Raw genomic sequence first — 18,098 nt, 5'->3', positions numbered from 1 at the left:
GCGCGCACTGCAACCAAATCCCCCACAAATCGTTGCATCTTCAACCTTATAAAACCAGCGGCGCTCATTGCCGTTTCGGTGTGTACCGGTTGGAGCCCAGCCTATGAATGACGTGTCGCGCAGAGAGGCCTCTGCTTATCCCTTTCAATCCCTGTTCGTGCCGTTTCCCTTCGTCTGTTTTTCGCTGGCGCTGGGGACGGATGTTGCGTTTTGGCAGACGGGAGATTTGATGTGGCAGAATTTTTCGGCTTGGCTGCTGTTTGCCGGGCTAGTGGCCGGTGGACTGGCGCTTTTGGCGGGATTGATCGATCTGCTGCGCGCCCGCACAAGGCCTTTGCGACCTTCGTTTTTGGCAATCATTTTGTTTGTGGTGATGCTGGTTCTGGCCTTCGTCAACAGTCTTGTGCACGCGGGTGATGGATGGACGGCGGTTGTGCCCTACGGCCTGCTGCTGTCTGCCGTGACCTTCGCCGTGTCGCTGATGGCCGTGACGGCGTCCACCGGCAAATATGCACGTTTGGCCTGGAGAGTATGATGATGGTTTCCCGTATTTTACCCCCTGCTCTGCTGATGGCCAGCGTCGCCGTTATTCTGCCCGCGTGCAGCGATCAGAATGCCAATTTTGATGTGTCGCAGCAGATTGGTGCTGATCCGGTTTTGCCGGAACCTTCGATGAGCCTCATTCCAGACCTGAAGGTCGCCGAGGTCATCGGCTGGAAGGACGGCGAAACGCCGACGGTGCCGGAAGGCTTGAAGGTGACGCTCTACCAGAAAGACCTAGTCAATCCGCGCACGGTGCACACGCTGCCGAATGGCGACGTGCTGGTGGTGCAATCCCGTGCGCCCGCAGGTCAGGCGCCCTCGCGGCCCAAGGATATCATCCGCGGCTGGATCATGGCCATTGCCCATGGCGGCGGTGGTGGTGAGCAGAAGCCGAGCAATATCATAACCTTGCTGCGCGATACCAACCGCGATGGCACCGTGGATGAGCGGCACGACCTGTTGAAAAATCTCGATTCGCCGTTTGGCGTGGCCTTTGCGGACAACACGCTTTACGTGGCAACCTCGTCCAACATTCTGGCCTATCCGTACCAGCTTGGCCAAAATGACATCACTGCCGAGCCGAAGGTTTTGACGCCGCTTCCCGGCGGGCCGATCAACCATCACTGGACGAAGGACCTGGCGCTCAGCCCGGATGGCAAGATGCTCTACGTGTCGGTCGGCTCCAACTCCAACATCGTTGAAAATGGCATGGAAGCGGAGAAAAACCGCGCCGCCATTTTGCAGGTGGACCGCCAGACGGGCGCGTTCCGGGTCTATGGCTCCGGCCTTCGCAACCCCAATGGCTTGGCCTTCAATCCGCAATCCAAGGAGCTTTGGGCGGTTATCAACGAGCGGGATGAGCTGGGACCGAACCTGGTTCCCGATTATATGACATCGGTGAAGGACGGTGGTTTTTACGGCTGGCCGTGGAGTTATTACGGCAACCACGTCGACGCCCGCGTGCACCCGCCGCGCCCGGATATGGTGGAAAAAGCCATCAAGCCGGATTACGCGCTGTCCAGCCATGTTGCGGCGCTTGGCCTAACATTCTCGCTGAATTCCGCCATGCCTGCGGCCTATGCCAATGGCGCGTTTATTGGCGAACACGGCAGCTGGAATCGCACCGCATTTAACGGCTACCGGGTCAGCTATGTGCCGTTTGAAAACGGCAAGCCAAGTGGAAAGGCACAGGATGTGGTGACAGGCTTCATCCAGGGCGACAAAGCCAGAGGCCGCCCGGTCGGTGTGGGCATAGATGGCACCGGCGCGTTGCTGATTGCCGATGATGCAGGCAATTCCGTCTGGCGCGTTGCGGCGGCGGACGGAAAAGTGACCCCAGCACCGATTGCGACGGATGATGTGTCGGCGGGTGGCGTGGCTGCGGCGATAACGAATTAGGTTTTTGGCGTCGACCTTAAAACACAGTCTCCGTGACCCCGGACTTGATCCGGGGTCCGGCAGCGCCGAGTCTGTGGCGCGAAAAAGAGTCTTTGCCGCGTGGACACGCGGCACTGGATGCCGGATCAAGTCCGGCATGACGGTTGAAGGAAGTAGACGTGTTCTCAAACACTGAGCCTACTTCCGCTTCGGCTTGGCCTTCGACACATTCAACGCAATCGCCGCCCGAACCAGCGCCGTCAGCGCCCCCTCACCCAACGCCTCCCCTTCGCGCACATCGATTGCGCGGCGGGTGCTGCCCTCCAGACTGGCGTTGAACAGGCCCGTTGGGTCTTCCAGCTTGGCACCGTGGGCGAAAGTCAGCTTCACCACCGCCTTGTAGGTTTCGCCCGTACAAATGATGCCGTGCTGCTCCCAGACGGGGACGCCGCGCCACTTCCATTCTTCGATGATATCCGGGTCGGCGTCTTTGATGATGGCGCGCAGCCGCGCCAGCGTTTTGCCACGCCAGTCGGTCAGTTCGGCAATGCGTTGATCGATTTCGCGGGATGCATCGATGGGTGCGGCAGTCTCGGGTGCGCTGGCCATTTTGGCCTCCTCGGCGAATGGAATTTTGCATTAAATTAGCACATCCTCAGCAACAGGCGTGGAGATTTATGGAAAGCCTGCGTCATGCGCGTTCTTGCCATTTCCCCGAACCGGAATCAGTGCTAACCCTCACCTGTTCCAAAACGGGAAAACAGCGTGTTTCGAGTTCCATTTCTTGTTGCAATTTCGCTTATTATAGCTTTTGGCGGTGGAATTTTGTCCACGCTTGCGGCGCTGGAAGCGACCGATGGTTTTGGCTCGATCAAAATCGGCGTGTGGGACGCATTTCCCGAAGCGCAGACGATCGAGGCCGACCCTTATGCGAAATCGCACCGGGCGGATTCAGGCAAGCTGCTTTATGGCACGGCCGAGGGCTTAAGTTTTACCGCCGCAGCCGACAACGCTGGCCAGCGGCTGAGCGGCGGATGCCGGTACCGCCTGACCGGCAAGGTGCCCCCTTCCCGCTTCTGGACGCTCTATGCCGCAGACCAGCAGGGCAATCTTCTGGATGATGGTTCCGGCAGGCCGTTTGCGCTCAACTCGCGCACATTGTTGCATGGGCCGGAGGGCGGGCTGGAGATCGGCATTGCGTCCGTTGCACAGACATTCAACTGGCTGGCCGTGCCGGCGGGCGGCAATTTCAAGCTGGTTCTGACGTTGCTGGATACGCCGGTTGCGAGCAGCACGGGTTTGATCGACATTACCATGCCGGATATTCAAAAAACGGGATGTGGCAATGCTTAGGCTCATCCTCGCCATCTTCACCGGCCTTGTCGGCGCCGCCGTTCTGCACCTGATCATTCTGTTGTCCACGCCGCATTTTTCCAACCGCGATGCCTATACGCGCTCGGTTGCGGAAGGCAGGCCGCATGTTTTTCACCTGCTGGATGACAGCCGTGAAAAAACCGAGCTGGGCAGCGGTGATCCCTTTATGCGGGTGGCTGTCTGCACGTTCAGTGTGGAGGAAAAAGCGGTGCGGCTGGCGGCATTCGGGGCCGTGCCATTCTGGTCGGTGGCGATTTTCGACAGCGCATCCAACGAGATTTTCAGCATGAACGACCGCACATCGGCGGGCGGCGAGCTGGATATTCTGATTGCAAACCAGGTGCAGCTTGCGGCCATTCGCAAGGCGCAGCCAGAGGGACTTTCGAAGTCCATTCTGGTGGAGGCAGACCGCGACAAGGGATATGCCGTGCTGCGGACCATGGTGCCGCAGGCCAGTTTTGTGGAAGAAGCAGAGCGGTTTCTGGGCGACGCAAAGTGCGAGCCGACGCCATGGAAATGACGGGCCGACGTCAAACAACGCAGCTCAGGATCAGGAGCCGATAGCGGCATCCGTCAGCAAGGCCAGAGGCTTGCGCTTGCGCAATTTTTTCTGCGCTTCCATGTCCCGACGCTCATAACGAACACCGGTAAAGAACAGCACTTGCGCAGGTCCAACGACCGGCTTGTCAGCCTCAGCGGGTTTGCTCAGGCGGCGGGCAGCTGCATAAAACGAGATAATGTCTGCCATAATCTTCTCCTTTCACGGGGCATGACGATTGCTTGAATGAATAAAACGCGCGGGCGCAAAGGACGCGCGGGAATGCCATCACCACAACATTGTGCATTTCCAGCCCACAGACTGGCATGAAAGAGTAGAGGGTGGCGCGTCACTGGACGCTGTATGAACGCTCTACTGCCCAGTTTGCGCAGTGTGCCTTGAAAATCCAAGGTGATTTTCGGGGCGCTGCGCCAGAACGACGGGAGCGATAGTGCTCGTCCCCCGAATGCTAGATGTCATATGTAAAATCTAGCACCGAATCTGTTCACTGACTATGCAATTACAAACATGAAGAAGTTAATCATTCGTTAATACTAATATTCTTGTTTCGACACAAAAATCATTAGATTTCGTGTCGACCTCTGAACTTTTTATAAATCGTGACTTCACAGCCCTGTGAACAAAAAAGTTTCACAAAGTCCAAAGTCGTTGGAATTCAACACTAATCTTCCCGACTACGTAATGTAATGGATTATATTTACGAGATGATCTGTTTGACGCGGCTACACTGCCTCATGTTTAAGGCAGGTAGCTGTCATGATGACGGTCAGGGGCTCGTCTTTCCATGTCACAACCACGGTCGGCGAGTCCCCGCGCGCGCCATGAAACGTATGTCAGCGCCTTCGGTTCCCACCGTTCTCAAAAATTCTTTTCTTAAAAATTCGCTGTGCATAAACGCAAAAAACCGCTTTGCCCCTTGGGTGGTTAACAGGGCGTCAACACGTTTGTTCTAATTTGAACCAATCGTTTTGTTTTGCGTCTATTGGGTATTGCGTTGACCGACCGCTTTCGAGAGCTTGAGAGGCCCAGTGCCGAGAGGAAGAAAGATGTGGTGCTAATGGCCACTGTTTCGAGTTTTGAAGGGCTTTCTCATCCATCCAAATCTGAACTTCGGCAATTTGCCGAACTGTTCACGCCGCTTTTCGCTGCCTGCACCGCAGAGGCGAAACGTGAGGCCATTGCGGCTCTGTCTCAAAATCCCAATGTGCCGTCGGCCGTGGCTTTCTTTATCGCGTGCCAGCCCATTGCGCTGTCTGCGCCGTTTCTGGTCTCGTCCAAAGCCCTGAATGACGACACGCTGATTGCCATTGCCCGCACACAAGGCGGTGCACATGCCCGCACCATCGTGCGCCGCGAAGACCTCTCCCCCACCGTCATCGATGCGCTGGTTGGCCTGCGCCACTCCCACCAAATGCCAAAACGGGCGAGTGATGAGAACAAGGCCGCGTTGCCCGGTGTTTCAAACGCCACGGACACCACGATTGCCGACCGTGAAGAGAATTTGCGCGAGCAATTGCGCACCATGGCCCGCCAGTTCCGCCGCCCGCTGGGCGACGCGCTGGGTGTGCGCCGCCTGACGGATGTGCAGGAAGCACTGCTGGTGCGCTTTGCGCGTGAACGCAATGCACGGCAATTCTGCACGGCGCTGTCGGATTCGCTCTCGGCCAGCCACTGGCTGTCGGAACGGGTCATGCTGGACATTTCAGGCCAGCAACTCGCCACCACCATGACCGGCCTCGGCATGGACTTCGCCGATGCCGCCTTCGTGCTGGAATGTTTCTACCCGCACCTCACCGCGCGTGATGGTGACATGACACGCGCCGAAACCATGCTGGACCAACTGGACGCCGCCCAGTGCGAAGACCGCATCGAAAGCTGGCGCCGTGCGGACAGCTACACGATCGATCCCAACCGCGAGGCCGTTGCGGCGCGTGCGGATGCGGGGGATGTGCAGCGGTTGGTGGTTCGGCGGTAGGGTGCTTTGTCATGAAGGGCAGCGGGTGTGGCTTACCCCCGGTCTGCCCGGCCGGGCATTGTCTCTGATCTCGCACGACAGCCCCAACAGAACAGTGCAGAATTCGCCAAAGCTCTAAAGGGTGACGGCTCCATCAAATGAAACCATTGCTTTTTCCATAGATTCCCGCGCGCTCATGCGCTCGAACCACGCCGACACTGACTTTCTGCCGGGTACATTCGCCCAAGGGGCGACGTGTTGCATCGTCAGCAAGAATCCAAACAATAAAATGTCTGCCAGCATCGGCCGATTGCAACAGATGAAGCCGCGCCCCGCCAGATCATCATCCAACTGGTTTAGGCCACGATCGGCAATCAGACGATTATCACGCCGACCCGCAGGTGAAAGGATACGATTGCCGCGATAAAATGCTTCCGCATCGTCACCCCCACGCCACCATGCCACCACCGGTTCGGCGATTTCCAGGTCGACTCGCCGCGTCCACATCCGGGTCAATGCACGCTCTTCAGCAGTTTCACCAATCATTGATCGACCACCTACTGCTACTTCGTCGAAATATTCGCAGATGGCTGTCACCTCGGTCAGCACACGCCCATCGTTAAACCGCAGCGCCGGCACCTCCCCGCGTGGATTCACCTCGGTAACATAGGGACTGGAGCGGTTTTCAAGCGTGCTCAACGCAACGGTTTGCGCCTCAAACTGCAAGCCGCCACGCTCATGAGCAAAAAGTCGCGGTACGATGGCGTTGGGGCTAGGGACGTCGGCGTCATAGAGTATCATGGCAATCCTTCACGTTTGCTTTAGGTAAACAGATTGGTATACTCCGATGAAACCAACCCAATGTAAACAGAAAAGTTTCCTTTGACCGACAGCAGCCCACCAACCTTATCTTTGAGCCAGCGCAAACGCGCCGACATCATGGCGGCTTGCATCGCCGAATTTCGCGCCCACGGGTTCGCTGGCGGCCGGATCGAACGGATCGCTGAGCGCGCCGGAGTATCGAAACGTACGCTTTACAAGCATTTTTCCAGCAAGAACGCGATGTTCGATGCCATTGCTGCCAATGCAGTCATGCCGTTACCTCGAAATTCAGCACCGTCCTTCGATCCGGCTTGTCCTATCGCTGAACAGCTGACTGCCCTGCTCACGCAATATATGGGCGTGATCGCCACCGACGAATATGTGACCGTTTCACGCATTCTGGTTGCCGAATTCATCGCTGATCCGGCTCGCTCGAAAGGTGTATCCTCACGGGAAACCATGGCGGCTGGGCCCATCGAAAATATGATGATGCAAGCTATGGCAGCCGGGCTGTTACGAAATGCTGACCCTATCTATGCAGCAGCACAGCTCACCGGGATGCTTAAGACATTCTTCTTTTGGCCGCGCTTCCTGACCGGAGCGGAACCGCTGGATGAGATAGAGGGGCGTGCGATCATAGACGATGCCATAGCGATGTTTCTCTCGCACTACGCGCCATCTTCGCAATTCTTCAAAGAAGGATAGTTTTCCTGGGTTCGCCTATCGTGAGCAGCTCCAGAAAAGCCGAATGTCCCATGCAGAGATTTTGATCTCGCCAAACTGATGACGATGCAGGATGCCGAAACCTCGGAAAGAGCCTGTGATTGGGACGTATCTATTCCAGTACGACCGTAAACAACCCCTCGACCGTCTCCGTCTCAATCTCCACGACCCAAAGGTCGCTATCGAAACGGCGTTCCTTCTCCAGCAACGCCTCGGCCTCCGGGGCCTCGACGCCGCTTAAACGCAACTCGAAACGGCGTTCCGCCCTCACCTCTTCATCGTCGGAAAAGCTTTGGGGTGCCGGGCCGTAGAGGTTTTCCAGACCGCTGCGAAGGCGTTGGCGGATGAAGATTGCGCCTGCGGCATCTGCGCCCTTGCGTTCAATCGCGGCGAAATCGCCTGCGGAGAAGACACGGCGGACCAGGGCGGAGACGAAGATTTCGGATTTTAAGCGCATGCGGTGGGTTTATAGGGTGTGGGTGGGCTTGAGGCCAGTGTTTTCCTGTCTGTCACAATGAGGAAGTCAACGGCCCAAAGGTGCGGCTGGGTCACCTCTCCCTCCTGAGCTTGCCGAAGGGGTGGGAGAGGCAACAAGCCGCAACCTCACAAAGCGCCGATGGATTTCAGCTTTTTCAGCACCGCTTCATTCGGCTCGCCGGTTTCCGGCAGGCGGTAGTGTTTTTCGAAATTGCGGATGGCGGTGCGGGTCTGTTCGCCGGGCAGGCCATCCACCTTCACATCGGCGTAGGCGATGTTAACGAGGCCCTGCTGGATTTTCGCGACGAGATCTTTCGTTGCAGGCTTGGCAGAGTTCAAAGATACGGTCTGCGGCTTGGGCTGGCTGGCCTCCGCATTGCGAATGGCGGCAGCCACGGGATCGATGGCCACGCCGCCGGAATTGGCCGCAGCGGGGCGATCCTTCGGCAAGGCTTTTGGAATAGCGGCAACCGTGGTGGCGCTATCGATTTTCAGCGCAGAGAGAATGCGGCTTGTCGGCTCGCCGGTCTGCTCCATGCCGACCGTTTCTTCGAAGAACAGAATAGCCGCCGTGGTGCGTGGTCCCGGCATTCCATCTGCCGGGCCTTCGTAAAGGCCGCGGCGCGTGAGTTCCCGCTGGATTTCGGCGACGATTTCGGACGGCTGATGGGTGCCCGTTTGCGGCGTGGCAGCGGGTGCCATGGCCTGCGGCAAGGCTGGTGCCTGAGGCGTGTCGGTCTGCCGCTCTATGCGGAAGGTGGTGACGTTGCCGTGGTCTCCCACCCCTGCGGCAAGGCGATATCCGGGAATGCCGTTGGGGTTTTCCTCATCGCGTGTGCGCAGGAAGGGCGATGGGTGATGGCCGGGCTGATACCAGAGCGCGTTGGCGGCGACAAAACCGAAGACGACCATAAAGGCCGTGCAGCCGCCCAGCAATTTGGGGTGGCGCACGATCTCCCGGCCTATGGCCAAAGCGGCCACGGAAACAAAGCCTGGCTCCTTGCGGGCCGGTGTTTTCCTAGGCGATTTTCGCTTTGGCGCGGCCATCCGCAACATCCTTCTTCGTCATCATCTCTGCACTGGGCGCGTGCTGCTTGAGGCGTGGCGGAAACTCCACCAGACCGTCGGCTTCATCACGATCCGCCGCGCTGACATAGCCGGAGCCGTCCGCAGGCAGCAGAATCGTCACCACTGTTCCCTCGCCGGCGCGGCTGGAAATCGCAAAGCTGCCGCCATGCAACTCCACCAGCCCCTTGACCAGCGAAAGTCCCAGACCCGTGCCCTCATAGCGACGGGAATATTCATTTTGAACCTGCATGAAAGGCTGGCCCAGAAGCGCAATCTTATCCTCCGCAATACCAATGCCGGTATCGCTGACGGTGAGTTTGAGCGTGGTGCCTTCCAGCGCGGCGTCCATGGACACCACACCACCCGATTCGGTAAACTTGATGGCATTGCCCGCAAGATTGATGAGAACCTGCTGAATGGCGCGCTGATCTGCCACCACTTCACCGATATCCCGCTGAATGCGGCTGGTCAGCGTCAGGCCCTTTTGTTTGGCCTGAAGACCGAGCATACCTTCACAGGCGGACACTGCATCACCGATGCGGAACGGCTCCATCATCAGCTCATAATGGCCTGCCTCCAGCTTGCTCATATCCAGCATGGTGTTGACCACGGACAGGAGATGCGCGCCGGACTGGCGGATGAGCGAGACATATTCGCGCTGGCGATCATTCTCCAGCTTGCCGAAATATTCGCCCGCAAGGATATCCGAAAAACCGAGAACGGCGTTCAGCGGCGTGCGCAGTTCATGGCTGACGGCAGCGAGGAAACGCGACTTGGCATCATTGGCGGATTCCGCCTCTGCGGTTTTCCGGGCGGCTTCGTGGCGCAGGTTTTCCTTTTCGGTGACATCGCGCAATTGCCCGACGATGCGCACCAGCCGTCCGAAACGATCCCGCTCGGCCGTCATATCCATACGCGCGTAGATGAACTGTTCCTGACGCAAAGCGCCGCCATTTTCAAAACGAAGATCGGCAATGGCGTTATTGTCGCCCTGACGCAGCGCATCGAAAGCCTGCATCAAGCCGATGCGATCCGACACATGCACCAGCTCGGCAAAAACATGGCCTGTGCAATTGCGGAAGTGGACCGGAAACTCCAGAAGATCGCGGCCCGAAACACTTTTGACCACACCGTGCTCATCAAAGAACAGCAGCAGGCCCGGCACCTGCGATGCGAGCAACGTGTTTTCGACGGGTGCAGCAGCGGCCTCTTCCTGCTTGCGTGGTCTGTGGAACGCCAGCAACGATGCGGAGGCCGCGAGAAAAACGACGAAAACGGTGGTGACGCCCAGCGGCAGCGCGACGGACACGGGAAATGCCAGGCAGAATACGGCAGGCACGACGAACAGCGCGGCGATGCCCAATGCCACAAGACGCCGCAACGAATGGACCGTGGCGGCCCGCGCGCTGGCGTCCTCTTCCATGCGCGAAAGCCACATGCCCGTGGCATGATCGATCAACGCAATCGCTTTTTCCATTATCTTACGCAATACTTGAACACCGAATCCCGTGGGGCAGAACGCCCCTTAACCATGCCTGACAATAGGGTGGCGCGGCTTAAGGAAAGGCTAAAAGCCAAGGCCTCAACCCCGGTTAAAACCCGACAGAATCCCATTTCGAGGCATTTGCACCAGACTTTGCATTTCATGGTTAATGACGGGTAAGCGAAGGATATTGTTATATTTTTCCGTTTTCGTTAATCTTTGTGGCACGCCTGCCCACCGCTATCCCCTGCTTTCGTGGGCCACCGCCGCAATTATGCTTAACACCGGCCGTTAAACTTGTAACGAAATGCCGGTTGCCGTGCTGCTGCGGAACAAAAAGATACAATTTGAATTAAATCCTGCGGTTTTTTGCAAATGGCTGTTGGTCTGTTGGCTCTAGGGTGATGCGAAGCCCGAACAACAGGGCAAACACGGATGACCCGAAAAGGGCGCCGGTCAAACAGGGTAGTGTCGCAATGTGGTTTTTGATCAAGTCATCGATCTTCTTTTCGCTGGTTCTGGTCGCGCTGTCTTACTTCAGCGGTTCCAGTAACAGCACGTCGCAAACCTCGCAGATGAACGTCGCAGGCGCCGTTTCGGCTGCCAGCGAGGCGTATCGCTACGTCAGTGCCATCTGCGTTGAAAAACCGGACGTGTGCGTAAAGGGTGCCGAAACATTCCACGCTCTGGGCGAAAGAGCCCGCGAAGGCGCAAAAGTGGCCTACCAACTCATCGACGCGCAACTGGCTGGCAGCGAAGCCGCAACGAAAGTTGCCGATGCCGCCGCCCCGGTTCCAGCCGTCAGCGTCGAAGTTTCAGACAACAGCCCCGATAGCAGCGACGACATCAAAACCGGCACCATCAAATCCGCGCCCTACATTCCCCTGCCGCAGCGCCGCCCTGCGTCTTAAGTTTCCCCCCCCCCTTGCGGCTCCTCGTTGAGCCGCCGGACTGCCCGACTCACAGGCCCTGCACGAAGTTCATTCGTCGCAGGGCTTTTTTTCGGGCGGATGATGGTTCAACTCGGGTGCGCTTTCGGTCTTTTTTCTTGCGCATGTCGTTATCGCAAAACCGCTTCACACTTTTGCGCGACATGCGTTATATGCAGGCTGAAAACAACGGATGACGGACAGATGGCTTCTCTCGACAAAATCTTGGACGACTTTTCCTTTCTGGATGATTGGGAAGATCGCTATCGCTACGTGATCGAACTGGGCAAAGACCTGCCGGATCTGGCCGACGAGAAGAAGACTGCCGAAAACAAGGTGCAGGGCTGCGCCAGTCAGGTGTGGGTGGTCAGCCACAGCGATGGCGCTGCAGACCCCGTTCTGACCTTCGAAGGTGATTCCGACGCGCATATCGTGCGCGGTCTGGTCGCCATCGTGCTGGCGGTTTATTCCGGCAAACATGCCTCGGAGATTGCAGCACTGGACGCCATCGAAGTGTTCGGCAAGATCGGCCTCGTAGAGCATCTGTCCTCGCAACGCGCCAACGGCCTGCGCTCCATGGTCAACCGCATTCGCGCAGAGGCGCAGGTGCTGGCGGCTTGAAGGACAGAGATTGACAAGTAAGGATTTTTCCTTACTTTATGACTCTGTCATGGAGTCCGACATGCCTGCGTTATTGAAAAAAGTCAGCACGATCACAGAAAAAGGCCAGGTCACTGTGCCCAAATCCGTGCGGGAAGCGCTTGGGCTTGGTTATGGCGGTCGGGTCGCTTTCTACATCGATGAAAATCGCCACGTTTCCATCGAGAAGGAAATCGAAGACGAGGATGATCCGGTCGTTGACAGCTTCCTCACTTTTCTATCGCAGGACATGGAGAAGCATCCTGAACATGTCCAGGAATTCCCCGCCGCGTTGCGTCAACGGATGATGGAACTCACCAAGGGCATGCAGGTCGATCTCGATGAACCCATCATCGGCGATGTGACCATCTGAAATGCCTGTCATCAACGGCTGGACCGTACGCGCGCATCCGCTTCTGCTTGATCAACTTGAGAGGCTGACAGCATCGGTTGAAATCCTCTCGCAGAAAGACCCTGAAGGATACCAACAAAGCGCAAACGCCAAATTGCTGGCGGCACTCCAGCTTCTCCTTTTCGACAAGATACCGCAGGATCCAGCGTCAACATCGTATGTTCAAGGACATACGCTTGGCACCAGCCGACGCCATTGGTTTCGGGCAAAGTTCGGCGGCGCACGGTTTCGTCTGTTTTTCCGCTATAGCACCCGGGCAAAAGTCATCATCTTCGCGTGGGTGAACGACGAAAACACGCTCAGAACATATGGCTCCAAAACAGATGCCTATGCGGTGTTCAGAGATATGCTGACCAGTGGCAATCCGCCAGATGACTGGGAAAAACTTCTGAAAGCAGCGTCGGATGGCGATGTGGAAAAACGGCTCGACAGGGCCATGAGTTCTGCAAAAAAGCAAAAGACCTAAAAGGCACGCATTCGATACGCGCCTTCAGCCTTGTCGACGGCACCAGCTTCACAAATTCGGCCTGTAATCCTTCGCGCCCCAATGGTGGCTGTCGCGTTTGCGGGTGGGTGGTGGTGGTGGGGCGTAGTGTCTGGCCAGGGCCTGCAAGGCGGCGCGCAGCATGAGTTTTGCCGAGCGCACCGGCCATTGCCGCTCCCGCTCCACCAGTTCCAGACCTTTCTCGAAGCAGCAGACATCGATGGCCACGCCTGCCAGTTCCGGTCCCATGGCATCTGCCGCTTTGGAAAAGCGCAGCCGCGCGGACAGGGCGGAATCACTCAGGTCCTGCGCCCCGCTCGTCTGTCCTTTCATGCGCTTTGACAGGCGCGGTTCCCATGACGCGGTGATGCGGGGGCTTAAAAGGCCGCGGTGGAAATCGCTGGACAGTCTTTCGCCTGCGTCCAGCGCATCGGGCGGGAAAAAGGGTTGCCCATCGCGATCCTTCAGCCGCACAAGGGCCAGCAATGGGGAGGACAGTTCGTTGCGCCGCACCGTCTGGCGCTCGCCCGCCACCTCCAGTGACACGACATCCAAGAGACGATGCTGCTCCTGAAAAATCTCGTCACGCTCTTTCACCATGGCACGTTTGAGGAAGGCGCGGACGGTGTCTTGCGGATACAGCCGGTTTTCTTCCAAGCGCAACAGACCGGCGGAGATCGCCTGTTCCAGCACAGGCTTTTCCACCTGTCGCCGTTCAGCCGATTGTTCGAGGCTGATGTCCAGATGTGCGCCGTGGTCCGTGACCAAGGCCGGGCCACGCCCGATGAAGCGAAGCAGGCGCACGAGTGCGCGGTTAGCGCTCTGTAGCGGTTTGTTTTTACCCTCAGTCATGGGCACCTGCCTGAAGCATTTCGAGAACGGATTTGGCCGATTGCTCGACGGCGGTGACGAATTCATCGAAGGCTGCATCCTCGCGCCTGTCTTCCACCCGCTGGCAGGTGATGCTGACGGTGGAGTGATGTCGCCCGAAACAGACGGCAACTTCGGTAATGGGCAGTGACAGCGTGACATGGCAGACATACATCGCGATCTGGCGGATATGTGCCATCGCATGTCGCCGGTCCCGGCCCGGCATATCCCGCTCGACGATGTCACCGAATGTATCGCTGGTCATCTTACGAACACGCTGGCAGGCTTCGCGATGCGCCGCAGGTACGGGCGGCAGCGACGACAGGGACAGACAGGCGGAATATCGACCGCCAAAGGCTGAGGCCGTTTCAAACGGCTGCGGGCTGACAGGCATATGCAACTCCTCACTAAATAGGAATTAATTCATACACCTTGATTTTAACGCCGACAAGTTGTGAAATTATGGATGAAAATAACGGGTTGAAAAGCCAGGAGATTCTTTTCGATTTGAGAAATGAGGATTATTTTCTTATCGAAAAGACGCGCCTGTTCTCGACGGCATCCTTGGGCTTGTCCCAAGGATCCGCGACCGTCGATACCCAATGAGACGTGGCAGATCCTCGGGATAAGCCTAAGGATGACGGCAGAGTGTTTGGTACGGGCACAGCACACAAAAGTCCGCCACAAAAGCGATGCCAGGGCGCAAAAAAGCCGGCCACGGGGACCGGCTTTTGCAGCTCATGCAAATTCTGGATGGATCAGCGAGCAGCCTTGCGGCGCTGGCCGAGGCCCATTTCTTTTGCTAGGCGCGAGCGCGCTTCTGCGTAAGCTGGTGCAACCATCGGGTAATCCACCGGCAAATCCCACTTTTCGCGGTATTCTTCCGGCGTGATGCTGTGATGCGTCGTCAAGTGACGCTTGAGCGACTTGAAAGAGCCACCACATTCCAGGCAGATGATCTGATCATCCTGAACCGACTTGCGTACAGAAACCGCTGGCTTCTGCTTCTCAACATTCACCGCGGCGACCACAGGGGTGGAGGTGCCGCTGAGCGCTGTGTGCACATCGGAGATAAGGCCAGGAAGCTCCGTAACCGGAACGACGTGGTGGCTAACATAGGCAGCAACGATATCCGCCGTCAGTTCGACAAGCAAATCCTGAGCGCCGCCGTATGTAGTTTCCGTCATTTATGTGTCTCCTGTTCATATCTTCTCTGGCATCGGACCCAGCCCGTTTGCCAAGGAAGCAAAATTAACCCCTAGCCCACTGACTTGCGTTCTACCGACTGTTCAAATTCGCCTTCTGATATTTACAGAAAAGGCGAAGAATTCTTTCGGTAACTGCGAAAAACGAAAGAGATATCCGGATATTCTCTGGGAGAGATAGTTTAGCCATCAATAAAATGCCTAAACAGAACATCAATAACGCAGGACGCAAATCCACATTAGCTACTTTACCTAATGTGGATAGCACCAAACCAAAAAAAGTCCAATTATTATTTTAGGATAATCCAGACCAAAAGCGGCCTATTCTATATGTAAAAAATCACGGGTAACAAAATAATTCTATATCCATGAATTGCCACCAAGTTAACATGGGAAAAGCGCTTCACTTCAACTTACGGTCTGCTTTCAGTTCATCTGATACTGTTGTCGCGGATAAGCGATATCCCACCTGATGTGCAGCTTTGGCAAGCAAATGTGCAGATACTGGGGCAGTCAACACAACAAAGAAAAATCCGGCCAGCGAGCGCGCAAAAACAGCCAGCTCAAGTGAAGCGATGCCGACGGCAAGAAGAAGAAGTCCAGAACCCACTGTTCCGGCCTTCGATGCGGCATGCATACGAGTATAAAGATCGGGAAAACGGTTGATACCTATGGCTGCCGTCAATGAAAACAGTGCGCCGCCGACCAGCAGAAACGCGACCGGAATGGCAAAAATCCAGCTCATTTTTGGGTCCCCTTCCCTGTTTTTTTCTTGTGTTTGGCACGCCGTGCCACGTGGGTGGCGGGCAGCACATCGGTGCCATCCAGCACCTGTTTTCGACGATCTCCCTCGTCCGGTTGGCGAGACAAAATGAAGCGGGCGAATGCAACCGTCGCAAGAAAACCGACCAGGCAAAGGGCGATGGCAATATCCACGTAAAGATCAAAGCCGGTCCTTATAGCAATGACCGCAATAAAGCCGATAGCGATTCCGACCAGCATATCAAGCGCGATGACCCTGTCCGGCAGGGTTGGGCCTTTGACGACTCGGTAAACTGTCAACAGGAAAGCAACGGAGAGAATAATCGTGGCGATTATAGTCGCGACGGAGACCAGCGCTTCGGGTGTCATCTGCGAAACGCCTCCATGATTTTGCGCTCGAACCCTTGCGCGATGGCGCGCTTGGTCGCATCGATATCGTTGCAATCCAGCGCGTGCACATAAAGGACGGAGCGATCCTCCGAGACATCGACGGACAACGTGCCGGGGGTGAGCGTGATGAGGTTGGCCAGCAGGGTAATTTCGAAATCACTGCTCAGTTTCAGCGGATAGGCAAAAATTCCCGGCTTCAGGTTCATCTTTGGTGTCACCGCCATAACGGCGACCGACCATGCGGACAGTGCCAGCTCCTTGATGAACAAAGCGCCCAGCGACAGGATGGCAGGAACACGGCCCCAATAGGTGTCGGTGGTTTTGAGTTGATGGCGGATGAGGCCGAGCGACAGGGCCGCGACCAGCGCGCCGAGCAGCAGATTGGCGAGGGTGTAGCTTCCCGATACGGCCAGCCATATGACCACAAACAGCAGGCCCATGATGTAACGGCTCATTGTGATGCTCCCTGTGGGAAAACCGAGCGGATATAGGCGGATGGGTCTGCAAGGCCATCAGCAGCGTGCTGGCTGAGCCGCATGATGGTTTCCGGGAAGAGGCCGAAGCCAACGATCAGCACTGTGAGGGCCACCACGGGGGCCAGCGTTGGCGTTTTGACTGTAGCAGGCAATGGATGCCCGCCCGCTGGCAGCGGCCGCCAGAAACACAACAGAAACGCCCGCGCAAAGGTGATGGTGACGATAAAACCGGAAACGAGAATGGCCGAGGCCAACCACCAGGCGCCGATATCGATGGCGGATTTGGTGAGCATGGCTTTTGGCCAAAAACCGGAAAATGGCGGCAGGCCGGAGCCTGCGAAAAACAGTGCCAGCGCAAGTCCAGAAAACCACGGCGCTTTGGCGTAAAGACCACCGAGTTCTGACAGGGTGGACGCGCCGCCGACACGGGCGGCGTGGCCCATGACGAGATAGAGCGCCGTCATCAGCACCACGGAGTTCAGCGCATAAAAGATGACACCGCTGATACTGGCGGGCGACCCGATCGCCACACCGGCCAGCATCGTGCCGATGCCTGATATGACGACGTAGCCCAGCATCCGGCGAAGATCATTCTGCGCCAATGCGCCCATCGCACCGAGGATCATGGTGAGGGCGGCGACGACCGCGATGGGGAAACTCAACGCTTCCCGCTGCACCGGAAACAGCATGACCATGACGCGCAGCAACGCATAAATGCCCACCTTGGTCAGCAACCCGCCGAACAGGGCGGACACCACGACCTTGGGCGTGTGATACGATGCGGGAAGCCAGAAATTGACCGGGAAGGCCGCCGCCTTCATCGCAAACGCCAATGTGAAGAGTGCGGCCAGCGTCATCAGGGGTGCGTCATCGCCCAGCACGGTCGCCTTGAGCGCGATATCGGCCATGTTGAGCGTGCCGAAGATGGCATAAAGATATCCCACCGTGATGAGAAACAGCGTGGTGCCGATGAGATTGAGCACCGCATATTTCAGCGCACCATCGATCTGCTGGCGTGTGGAGCCGAGTACGATAAGGCCGAAGGACGAGATCAGCAGCACCTCGAACCAGACATAGAGGTTGAAGATGTCTCCGGTCAGAAACGCGCCGCTGACACCCGCCATCAGCAACATCAGGAACGGATAGAAGCCATACCGCTTGCCCGTCTCATCCACATCGCTGGCCGCGTGCACGCCGCAGGCAAGGGCCGCGATGGCACCGGCCAGCGCCAGCGCAGCGCCCGTAAGATCAGCGGTGAAAGCGATGCCGAAGGGCGGCAGCCAGCGGCCCATGACCATGGTGATGGGGCCGTTGGTGGCGACATTCCACAACAGCGCTGCATCGATGACGACCAGCAGGACAAGCCCCGCAATGGCGATACCGGCATGGAGGCGGGTGGAATGGCGCACCATCATGAGAATGGCACCGACGCAAATGCACAGCGCCACGGGCGCGACCACCAGCCACTCCACAAGAGTGGTTGGCTGCATGGTCAATGCAGCGGAAAGATCGATGGGGGCGGAACCGGAAGCGGCCATATGTCTGTTATCC

At 57.2% G+C, this 18,098-nt stretch carries 23 protein-coding genes; 10 read left to right on the top strand and 13 right to left on the bottom strand.

Annotated features, from left to right (window positions below):
* Nucleotides 1-103: 103 nt before the first annotated feature.
* Entirely contained in the window at nucleotides 104-535 is a 432-nt protein-coding gene (locus RMR16_RS02880; protein WP_320199229.1) for a DUF2231 domain-containing protein, read from the top strand.
* Nucleotides 535-1,941: a PQQ-dependent sugar dehydrogenase gene (locus RMR16_RS02875; protein WP_320199228.1), complete on the top strand. Its 1,407-nt coding sequence runs from the start codon at nucleotides 535-537 to the stop codon at nucleotides 1,939-1,941. The genes RMR16_RS02880 and RMR16_RS02875 overlap by 1 nt, the downstream gene beginning before the upstream one ends.
* A 177-nt stretch (nucleotides 1,942-2,118) precedes the next feature.
* Here RMR16_RS02875 and RMR16_RS02870 read toward each other — a convergent pair whose 3' ends face one another.
* A complete protein-coding gene (locus tag RMR16_RS02870) occupies nucleotides 2,119-2,529 on the bottom strand; it encodes a DUF1801 domain-containing protein (RefSeq protein ID WP_320199227.1) in 411 nt (136 codons plus the stop codon).
* Nucleotides 2,530-2,685: 156 nt separating this feature from the next.
* Here RMR16_RS02870 and RMR16_RS02865 point away from each other — a divergent pair, with 156 nt between their 5' ends.
* Complete coding sequence (locus tag RMR16_RS02865) at nucleotides 2,686-3,273, top strand: DUF1214 domain-containing protein (protein WP_320199226.1); 588 nt, start codon at nucleotides 2,686-2,688, stop codon at nucleotides 3,271-3,273.
* On the top strand, nucleotides 3,266-3,814 hold the full coding sequence (locus RMR16_RS02860) for a DUF1254 domain-containing protein (RefSeq protein ID WP_320199225.1): 549 nt from the start codon (nucleotides 3,266-3,268) through the stop codon (nucleotides 3,812-3,814). Before RMR16_RS02865 ends, RMR16_RS02860 begins: the two co-directional genes overlap by 8 nt.
* A gap of 30 nt (nucleotides 3,815-3,844) precedes the next feature.
* Here the strand turns inward: RMR16_RS02860 and RMR16_RS02855 are convergent, their stop codons facing one another.
* Entirely contained in the window at nucleotides 3,845-4,042 is a 198-nt protein-coding gene (locus RMR16_RS02855) for a hypothetical protein (RefSeq protein ID WP_320199224.1), read from the bottom strand.
* Between the two features lie 868 nt (nucleotides 4,043-4,910).
* Here RMR16_RS02855 and RMR16_RS02850 point away from each other — a divergent pair.
* Nucleotides 4,911-5,828: a DUF2336 domain-containing protein gene (locus RMR16_RS02850; protein WP_413785973.1), complete on the top strand. Its 918-nt coding sequence runs from the start codon at nucleotides 4,911-4,913 to the stop codon at nucleotides 5,826-5,828.
* Between the two features lie 114 nt (nucleotides 5,829-5,942).
* Here RMR16_RS02850 and RMR16_RS02845 read toward each other — a convergent pair whose 3' ends face one another.
* The gene (locus RMR16_RS02845) at nucleotides 5,943-6,608 is read right to left on the bottom strand and encodes a glutathione S-transferase family protein (protein WP_320199222.1); all 666 of its coding nucleotides are present in this window, start codon (nucleotides 6,606-6,608) and stop codon (nucleotides 5,943-5,945) included.
* An 81-nt stretch (nucleotides 6,609-6,689) separates the two neighbouring features.
* Between RMR16_RS02845 and RMR16_RS02840 the strand changes: the two genes are divergently transcribed.
* On the top strand, nucleotides 6,690-7,334 hold the full coding sequence (locus RMR16_RS02840) for a TetR/AcrR family transcriptional regulator (protein ID WP_320199221.1): 645 nt from the start codon (nucleotides 6,690-6,692) through the stop codon (nucleotides 7,332-7,334).
* Nucleotides 7,335-7,464: 130 nt separating this feature from the next.
* Here RMR16_RS02840 and RMR16_RS02835 read toward each other — a convergent pair whose 3' ends face one another.
* The 3 genes from RMR16_RS02835 to RMR16_RS02825 form a co-directional block, all read right to left on the bottom strand.
* Nucleotides 7,465-7,809 (bottom strand): DUF1491 family protein, encoded by a 345-nt coding sequence (locus RMR16_RS02835; protein ID WP_320199220.1) that lies wholly within the window; start codon nucleotides 7,807-7,809, stop codon nucleotides 7,465-7,467.
* A 146-nt stretch (nucleotides 7,810-7,955) separates the two neighbouring features.
* Nucleotides 7,956-8,876, bottom strand: coding sequence for a peptidoglycan-binding domain-containing protein (locus tag RMR16_RS02830; RefSeq protein WP_320199219.1), 921 nt, complete (start codon nucleotides 8,874-8,876; stop codon nucleotides 7,956-7,958).
* Nucleotides 8,848-10,377: a sensor histidine kinase gene (locus tag RMR16_RS02825; protein ID WP_320199497.1), complete on the bottom strand. Its 1,530-nt coding sequence runs from the start codon at nucleotides 10,375-10,377 to the stop codon at nucleotides 8,848-8,850. The genes RMR16_RS02830 and RMR16_RS02825 overlap by 29 nt, the downstream gene beginning before the upstream one ends.
* A gap of 479 nt (nucleotides 10,378-10,856) precedes the next feature.
* Between RMR16_RS02825 and RMR16_RS02820 the strand changes: the two genes are divergently transcribed.
* The 4 genes from RMR16_RS02820 to RMR16_RS02805 all read left to right on the top strand — a co-directional run bounded on the left by RMR16_RS02820 (nucleotide 10,857) and on the right by RMR16_RS02805 (nucleotide 12,826).
* Complete coding sequence (locus RMR16_RS02820; RefSeq protein ID WP_320199218.1) at nucleotides 10,857-11,291, top strand: DUF5330 domain-containing protein; 435 nt, start codon at nucleotides 10,857-10,859, stop codon at nucleotides 11,289-11,291.
* Nucleotides 11,292-11,513: 222 nt separating this feature from the next.
* Nucleotides 11,514-11,930, top strand: coding sequence for a SufE family protein (locus RMR16_RS02815; RefSeq protein WP_320199217.1), 417 nt, complete (start codon nucleotides 11,514-11,516; stop codon nucleotides 11,928-11,930).
* A gap of 61 nt (nucleotides 11,931-11,991) precedes the next feature.
* A complete protein-coding gene (locus tag RMR16_RS02810) occupies nucleotides 11,992-12,321 on the top strand; it encodes a type II toxin-antitoxin system PrlF family antitoxin (RefSeq protein WP_320199216.1) in 330 nt (109 codons plus the stop codon).
* A 1-nt stretch (nucleotide 12,322) separates the two neighbouring features.
* Entirely contained in the window at nucleotides 12,323-12,826 is a 504-nt protein-coding gene (locus RMR16_RS02805; protein ID WP_320199215.1) for a type II toxin-antitoxin system YhaV family toxin, read from the top strand.
* 48 nt (nucleotides 12,827-12,874) lie between these two features.
* On the opposite strand, the gene RMR16_RS02800 is transcribed toward RMR16_RS02805, so the two are convergent.
* From RMR16_RS02800 to RMR16_RS02770, 7 genes are all read right to left on the bottom strand, one after another.
* Nucleotides 12,875-13,696 (bottom strand): DUF6456 domain-containing protein, encoded by an 822-nt coding sequence (locus tag RMR16_RS02800; protein WP_320199214.1) that lies wholly within the window; start codon nucleotides 13,694-13,696, stop codon nucleotides 12,875-12,877.
* On the bottom strand, nucleotides 13,689-14,108 hold the full coding sequence (locus RMR16_RS02795; protein WP_320199213.1) for a helix-turn-helix domain-containing protein: 420 nt from the start codon (nucleotides 14,106-14,108) through the stop codon (nucleotides 13,689-13,691). Before RMR16_RS02795 ends, RMR16_RS02800 begins: the two co-directional genes overlap by 8 nt.
* A gap of 364 nt (nucleotides 14,109-14,472) precedes the next feature.
* A complete protein-coding gene (locus RMR16_RS02790) occupies nucleotides 14,473-14,901 on the bottom strand; it encodes a MucR family transcriptional regulator (protein ID WP_320199212.1) in 429 nt (142 codons plus the stop codon).
* 421 nt (nucleotides 14,902-15,322) lie between these two features.
* Complete coding sequence (gene mnhG / locus RMR16_RS02785) at nucleotides 15,323-15,664, bottom strand: monovalent cation/H(+) antiporter subunit G (protein WP_320199211.1); 342 nt, start codon at nucleotides 15,662-15,664, stop codon at nucleotides 15,323-15,325.
* Complete coding sequence (locus RMR16_RS02780) at nucleotides 15,661-16,050, bottom strand: cation:proton antiporter (RefSeq protein ID WP_320199210.1); 390 nt, start codon at nucleotides 16,048-16,050, stop codon at nucleotides 15,661-15,663. Before RMR16_RS02780 ends, mnhG begins: the two co-directional genes overlap by 4 nt.
* A complete protein-coding gene (locus RMR16_RS02775) occupies nucleotides 16,047-16,526 on the bottom strand; it encodes a Na+/H+ antiporter subunit E (RefSeq protein WP_320199209.1) in 480 nt (159 codons plus the stop codon). Before RMR16_RS02775 ends, RMR16_RS02780 begins: the two co-directional genes overlap by 4 nt.
* Nucleotides 16,523-18,085, bottom strand: a complete 1,563-nt coding sequence (locus RMR16_RS02770) for a Na+/H+ antiporter subunit D (protein WP_320199208.1) — start codon at nucleotides 18,083-18,085, stop codon at nucleotides 16,523-16,525. The genes RMR16_RS02775 and RMR16_RS02770 overlap by 4 nt, the downstream gene beginning before the upstream one ends.
* Between the last annotated feature and the right edge of the window lie 13 nt (nucleotides 18,086-18,098).

This window comes from Agrobacterium sp. rho-13.3 (assembly GCF_033957765.2).
Taxonomy (GTDB): Bacteria; Pseudomonadota; Alphaproteobacteria; order Rhizobiales; family Rhizobiaceae; genus Agrobacterium.
The sequence above is the reverse complement of the archived record's forward strand: the minus strand, read 5'-3'. Positions and strand labels throughout refer to the sequence as shown.

What these genes read in the sequence shown, in the direction of transcription:
- RMR16_RS02795 (WP_320199213.1), bottom strand. Translation starts at nt 14,108, where the DNA reads ATGCCTGTCAGCCCGCAGCCGTTTGAAACGGCCTCAGCCTTTGGCGGT.
- mnhG (WP_320199211.1), bottom strand. Translation starts at nt 15,664, where the DNA reads ATGAGCTGGATTTTTGCCATTCCGGTCGCGTTTCTGCTGGTCGGCGGC.
- RMR16_RS02775 (WP_320199209.1), bottom strand. Translation starts at nt 16,526, where the DNA reads ATGAGCCGTTACATCATGGGCCTGCTGTTTGTGGTCATATGGCTGGCC.
- RMR16_RS02850 (WP_413785973.1), top strand. Translation starts at nt 4,911, where the DNA reads ATGGCCACTGTTTCGAGTTTTGAAGGGCTTTCTCATCCATCCAAATCT.
- RMR16_RS02870 (WP_320199227.1), bottom strand. Translation starts at nt 2,529, where the DNA reads ATGGCCAGCGCACCCGAGACTGCCGCACCCATCGATGCATCCCGCGAA.
- RMR16_RS02820 (WP_320199218.1), top strand. Translation starts at nt 10,857, where the DNA reads ATGTGGTTTTTGATCAAGTCATCGATCTTCTTTTCGCTGGTTCTGGTC.
- RMR16_RS02860 (WP_320199225.1), top strand. Translation starts at nt 3,266, where the DNA reads ATGCTTAGGCTCATCCTCGCCATCTTCACCGGCCTTGTCGGCGCCGCC.
- RMR16_RS02800 (WP_320199214.1), bottom strand. Translation starts at nt 13,696, where the DNA reads ATGACTGAGGGTAAAAACAAACCGCTACAGAGCGCTAACCGCGCACTC.
- RMR16_RS02830 (WP_320199219.1), bottom strand. Translation starts at nt 8,876, where the DNA reads ATGGCCGCGCCAAAGCGAAAATCGCCTAGGAAAACACCGGCCCGCAAG.
- RMR16_RS02845 (WP_320199222.1), bottom strand. Translation starts at nt 6,608, where the DNA reads ATGATACTCTATGACGCCGACGTCCCTAGCCCCAACGCCATCGTACCG.
- RMR16_RS02770 (WP_320199208.1), bottom strand. Translation starts at nt 18,085, where the DNA reads ATGGCCGCTTCCGGTTCCGCCCCCATCGATCTTTCCGCTGCATTGACC.
- RMR16_RS02805 (WP_320199215.1), top strand. Translation starts at nt 12,323, where the DNA reads ATGCCTGTCATCAACGGCTGGACCGTACGCGCGCATCCGCTTCTGCTT.
- RMR16_RS02855 (WP_320199224.1), bottom strand. Translation starts at nt 4,042, where the DNA reads ATGGCAGACATTATCTCGTTTTATGCAGCTGCCCGCCGCCTGAGCAAA.
- RMR16_RS02875 (WP_320199228.1), top strand. Translation starts at nt 535, where the DNA reads ATGATGGTTTCCCGTATTTTACCCCCTGCTCTGCTGATGGCCAGCGTC.
- RMR16_RS02835 (WP_320199220.1), bottom strand. Translation starts at nt 7,809, where the DNA reads ATGCGCTTAAAATCCGAAATCTTCGTCTCCGCCCTGGTCCGCCGTGTC.
- RMR16_RS02815 (WP_320199217.1), top strand. Translation starts at nt 11,514, where the DNA reads ATGGCTTCTCTCGACAAAATCTTGGACGACTTTTCCTTTCTGGATGAT.
- RMR16_RS02780 (WP_320199210.1), bottom strand. Translation starts at nt 16,050, where the DNA reads ATGACACCCGAAGCGCTGGTCTCCGTCGCGACTATAATCGCCACGATT.
- RMR16_RS02880 (WP_320199229.1), top strand. Translation starts at nt 104, where the DNA reads ATGAATGACGTGTCGCGCAGAGAGGCCTCTGCTTATCCCTTTCAATCC.
- RMR16_RS02790 (WP_320199212.1), bottom strand. Translation starts at nt 14,901, where the DNA reads ATGACGGAAACTACATACGGCGGCGCTCAGGATTTGCTTGTCGAACTG.
- RMR16_RS02810 (WP_320199216.1), top strand. Translation starts at nt 11,992, where the DNA reads ATGCCTGCGTTATTGAAAAAAGTCAGCACGATCACAGAAAAAGGCCAG.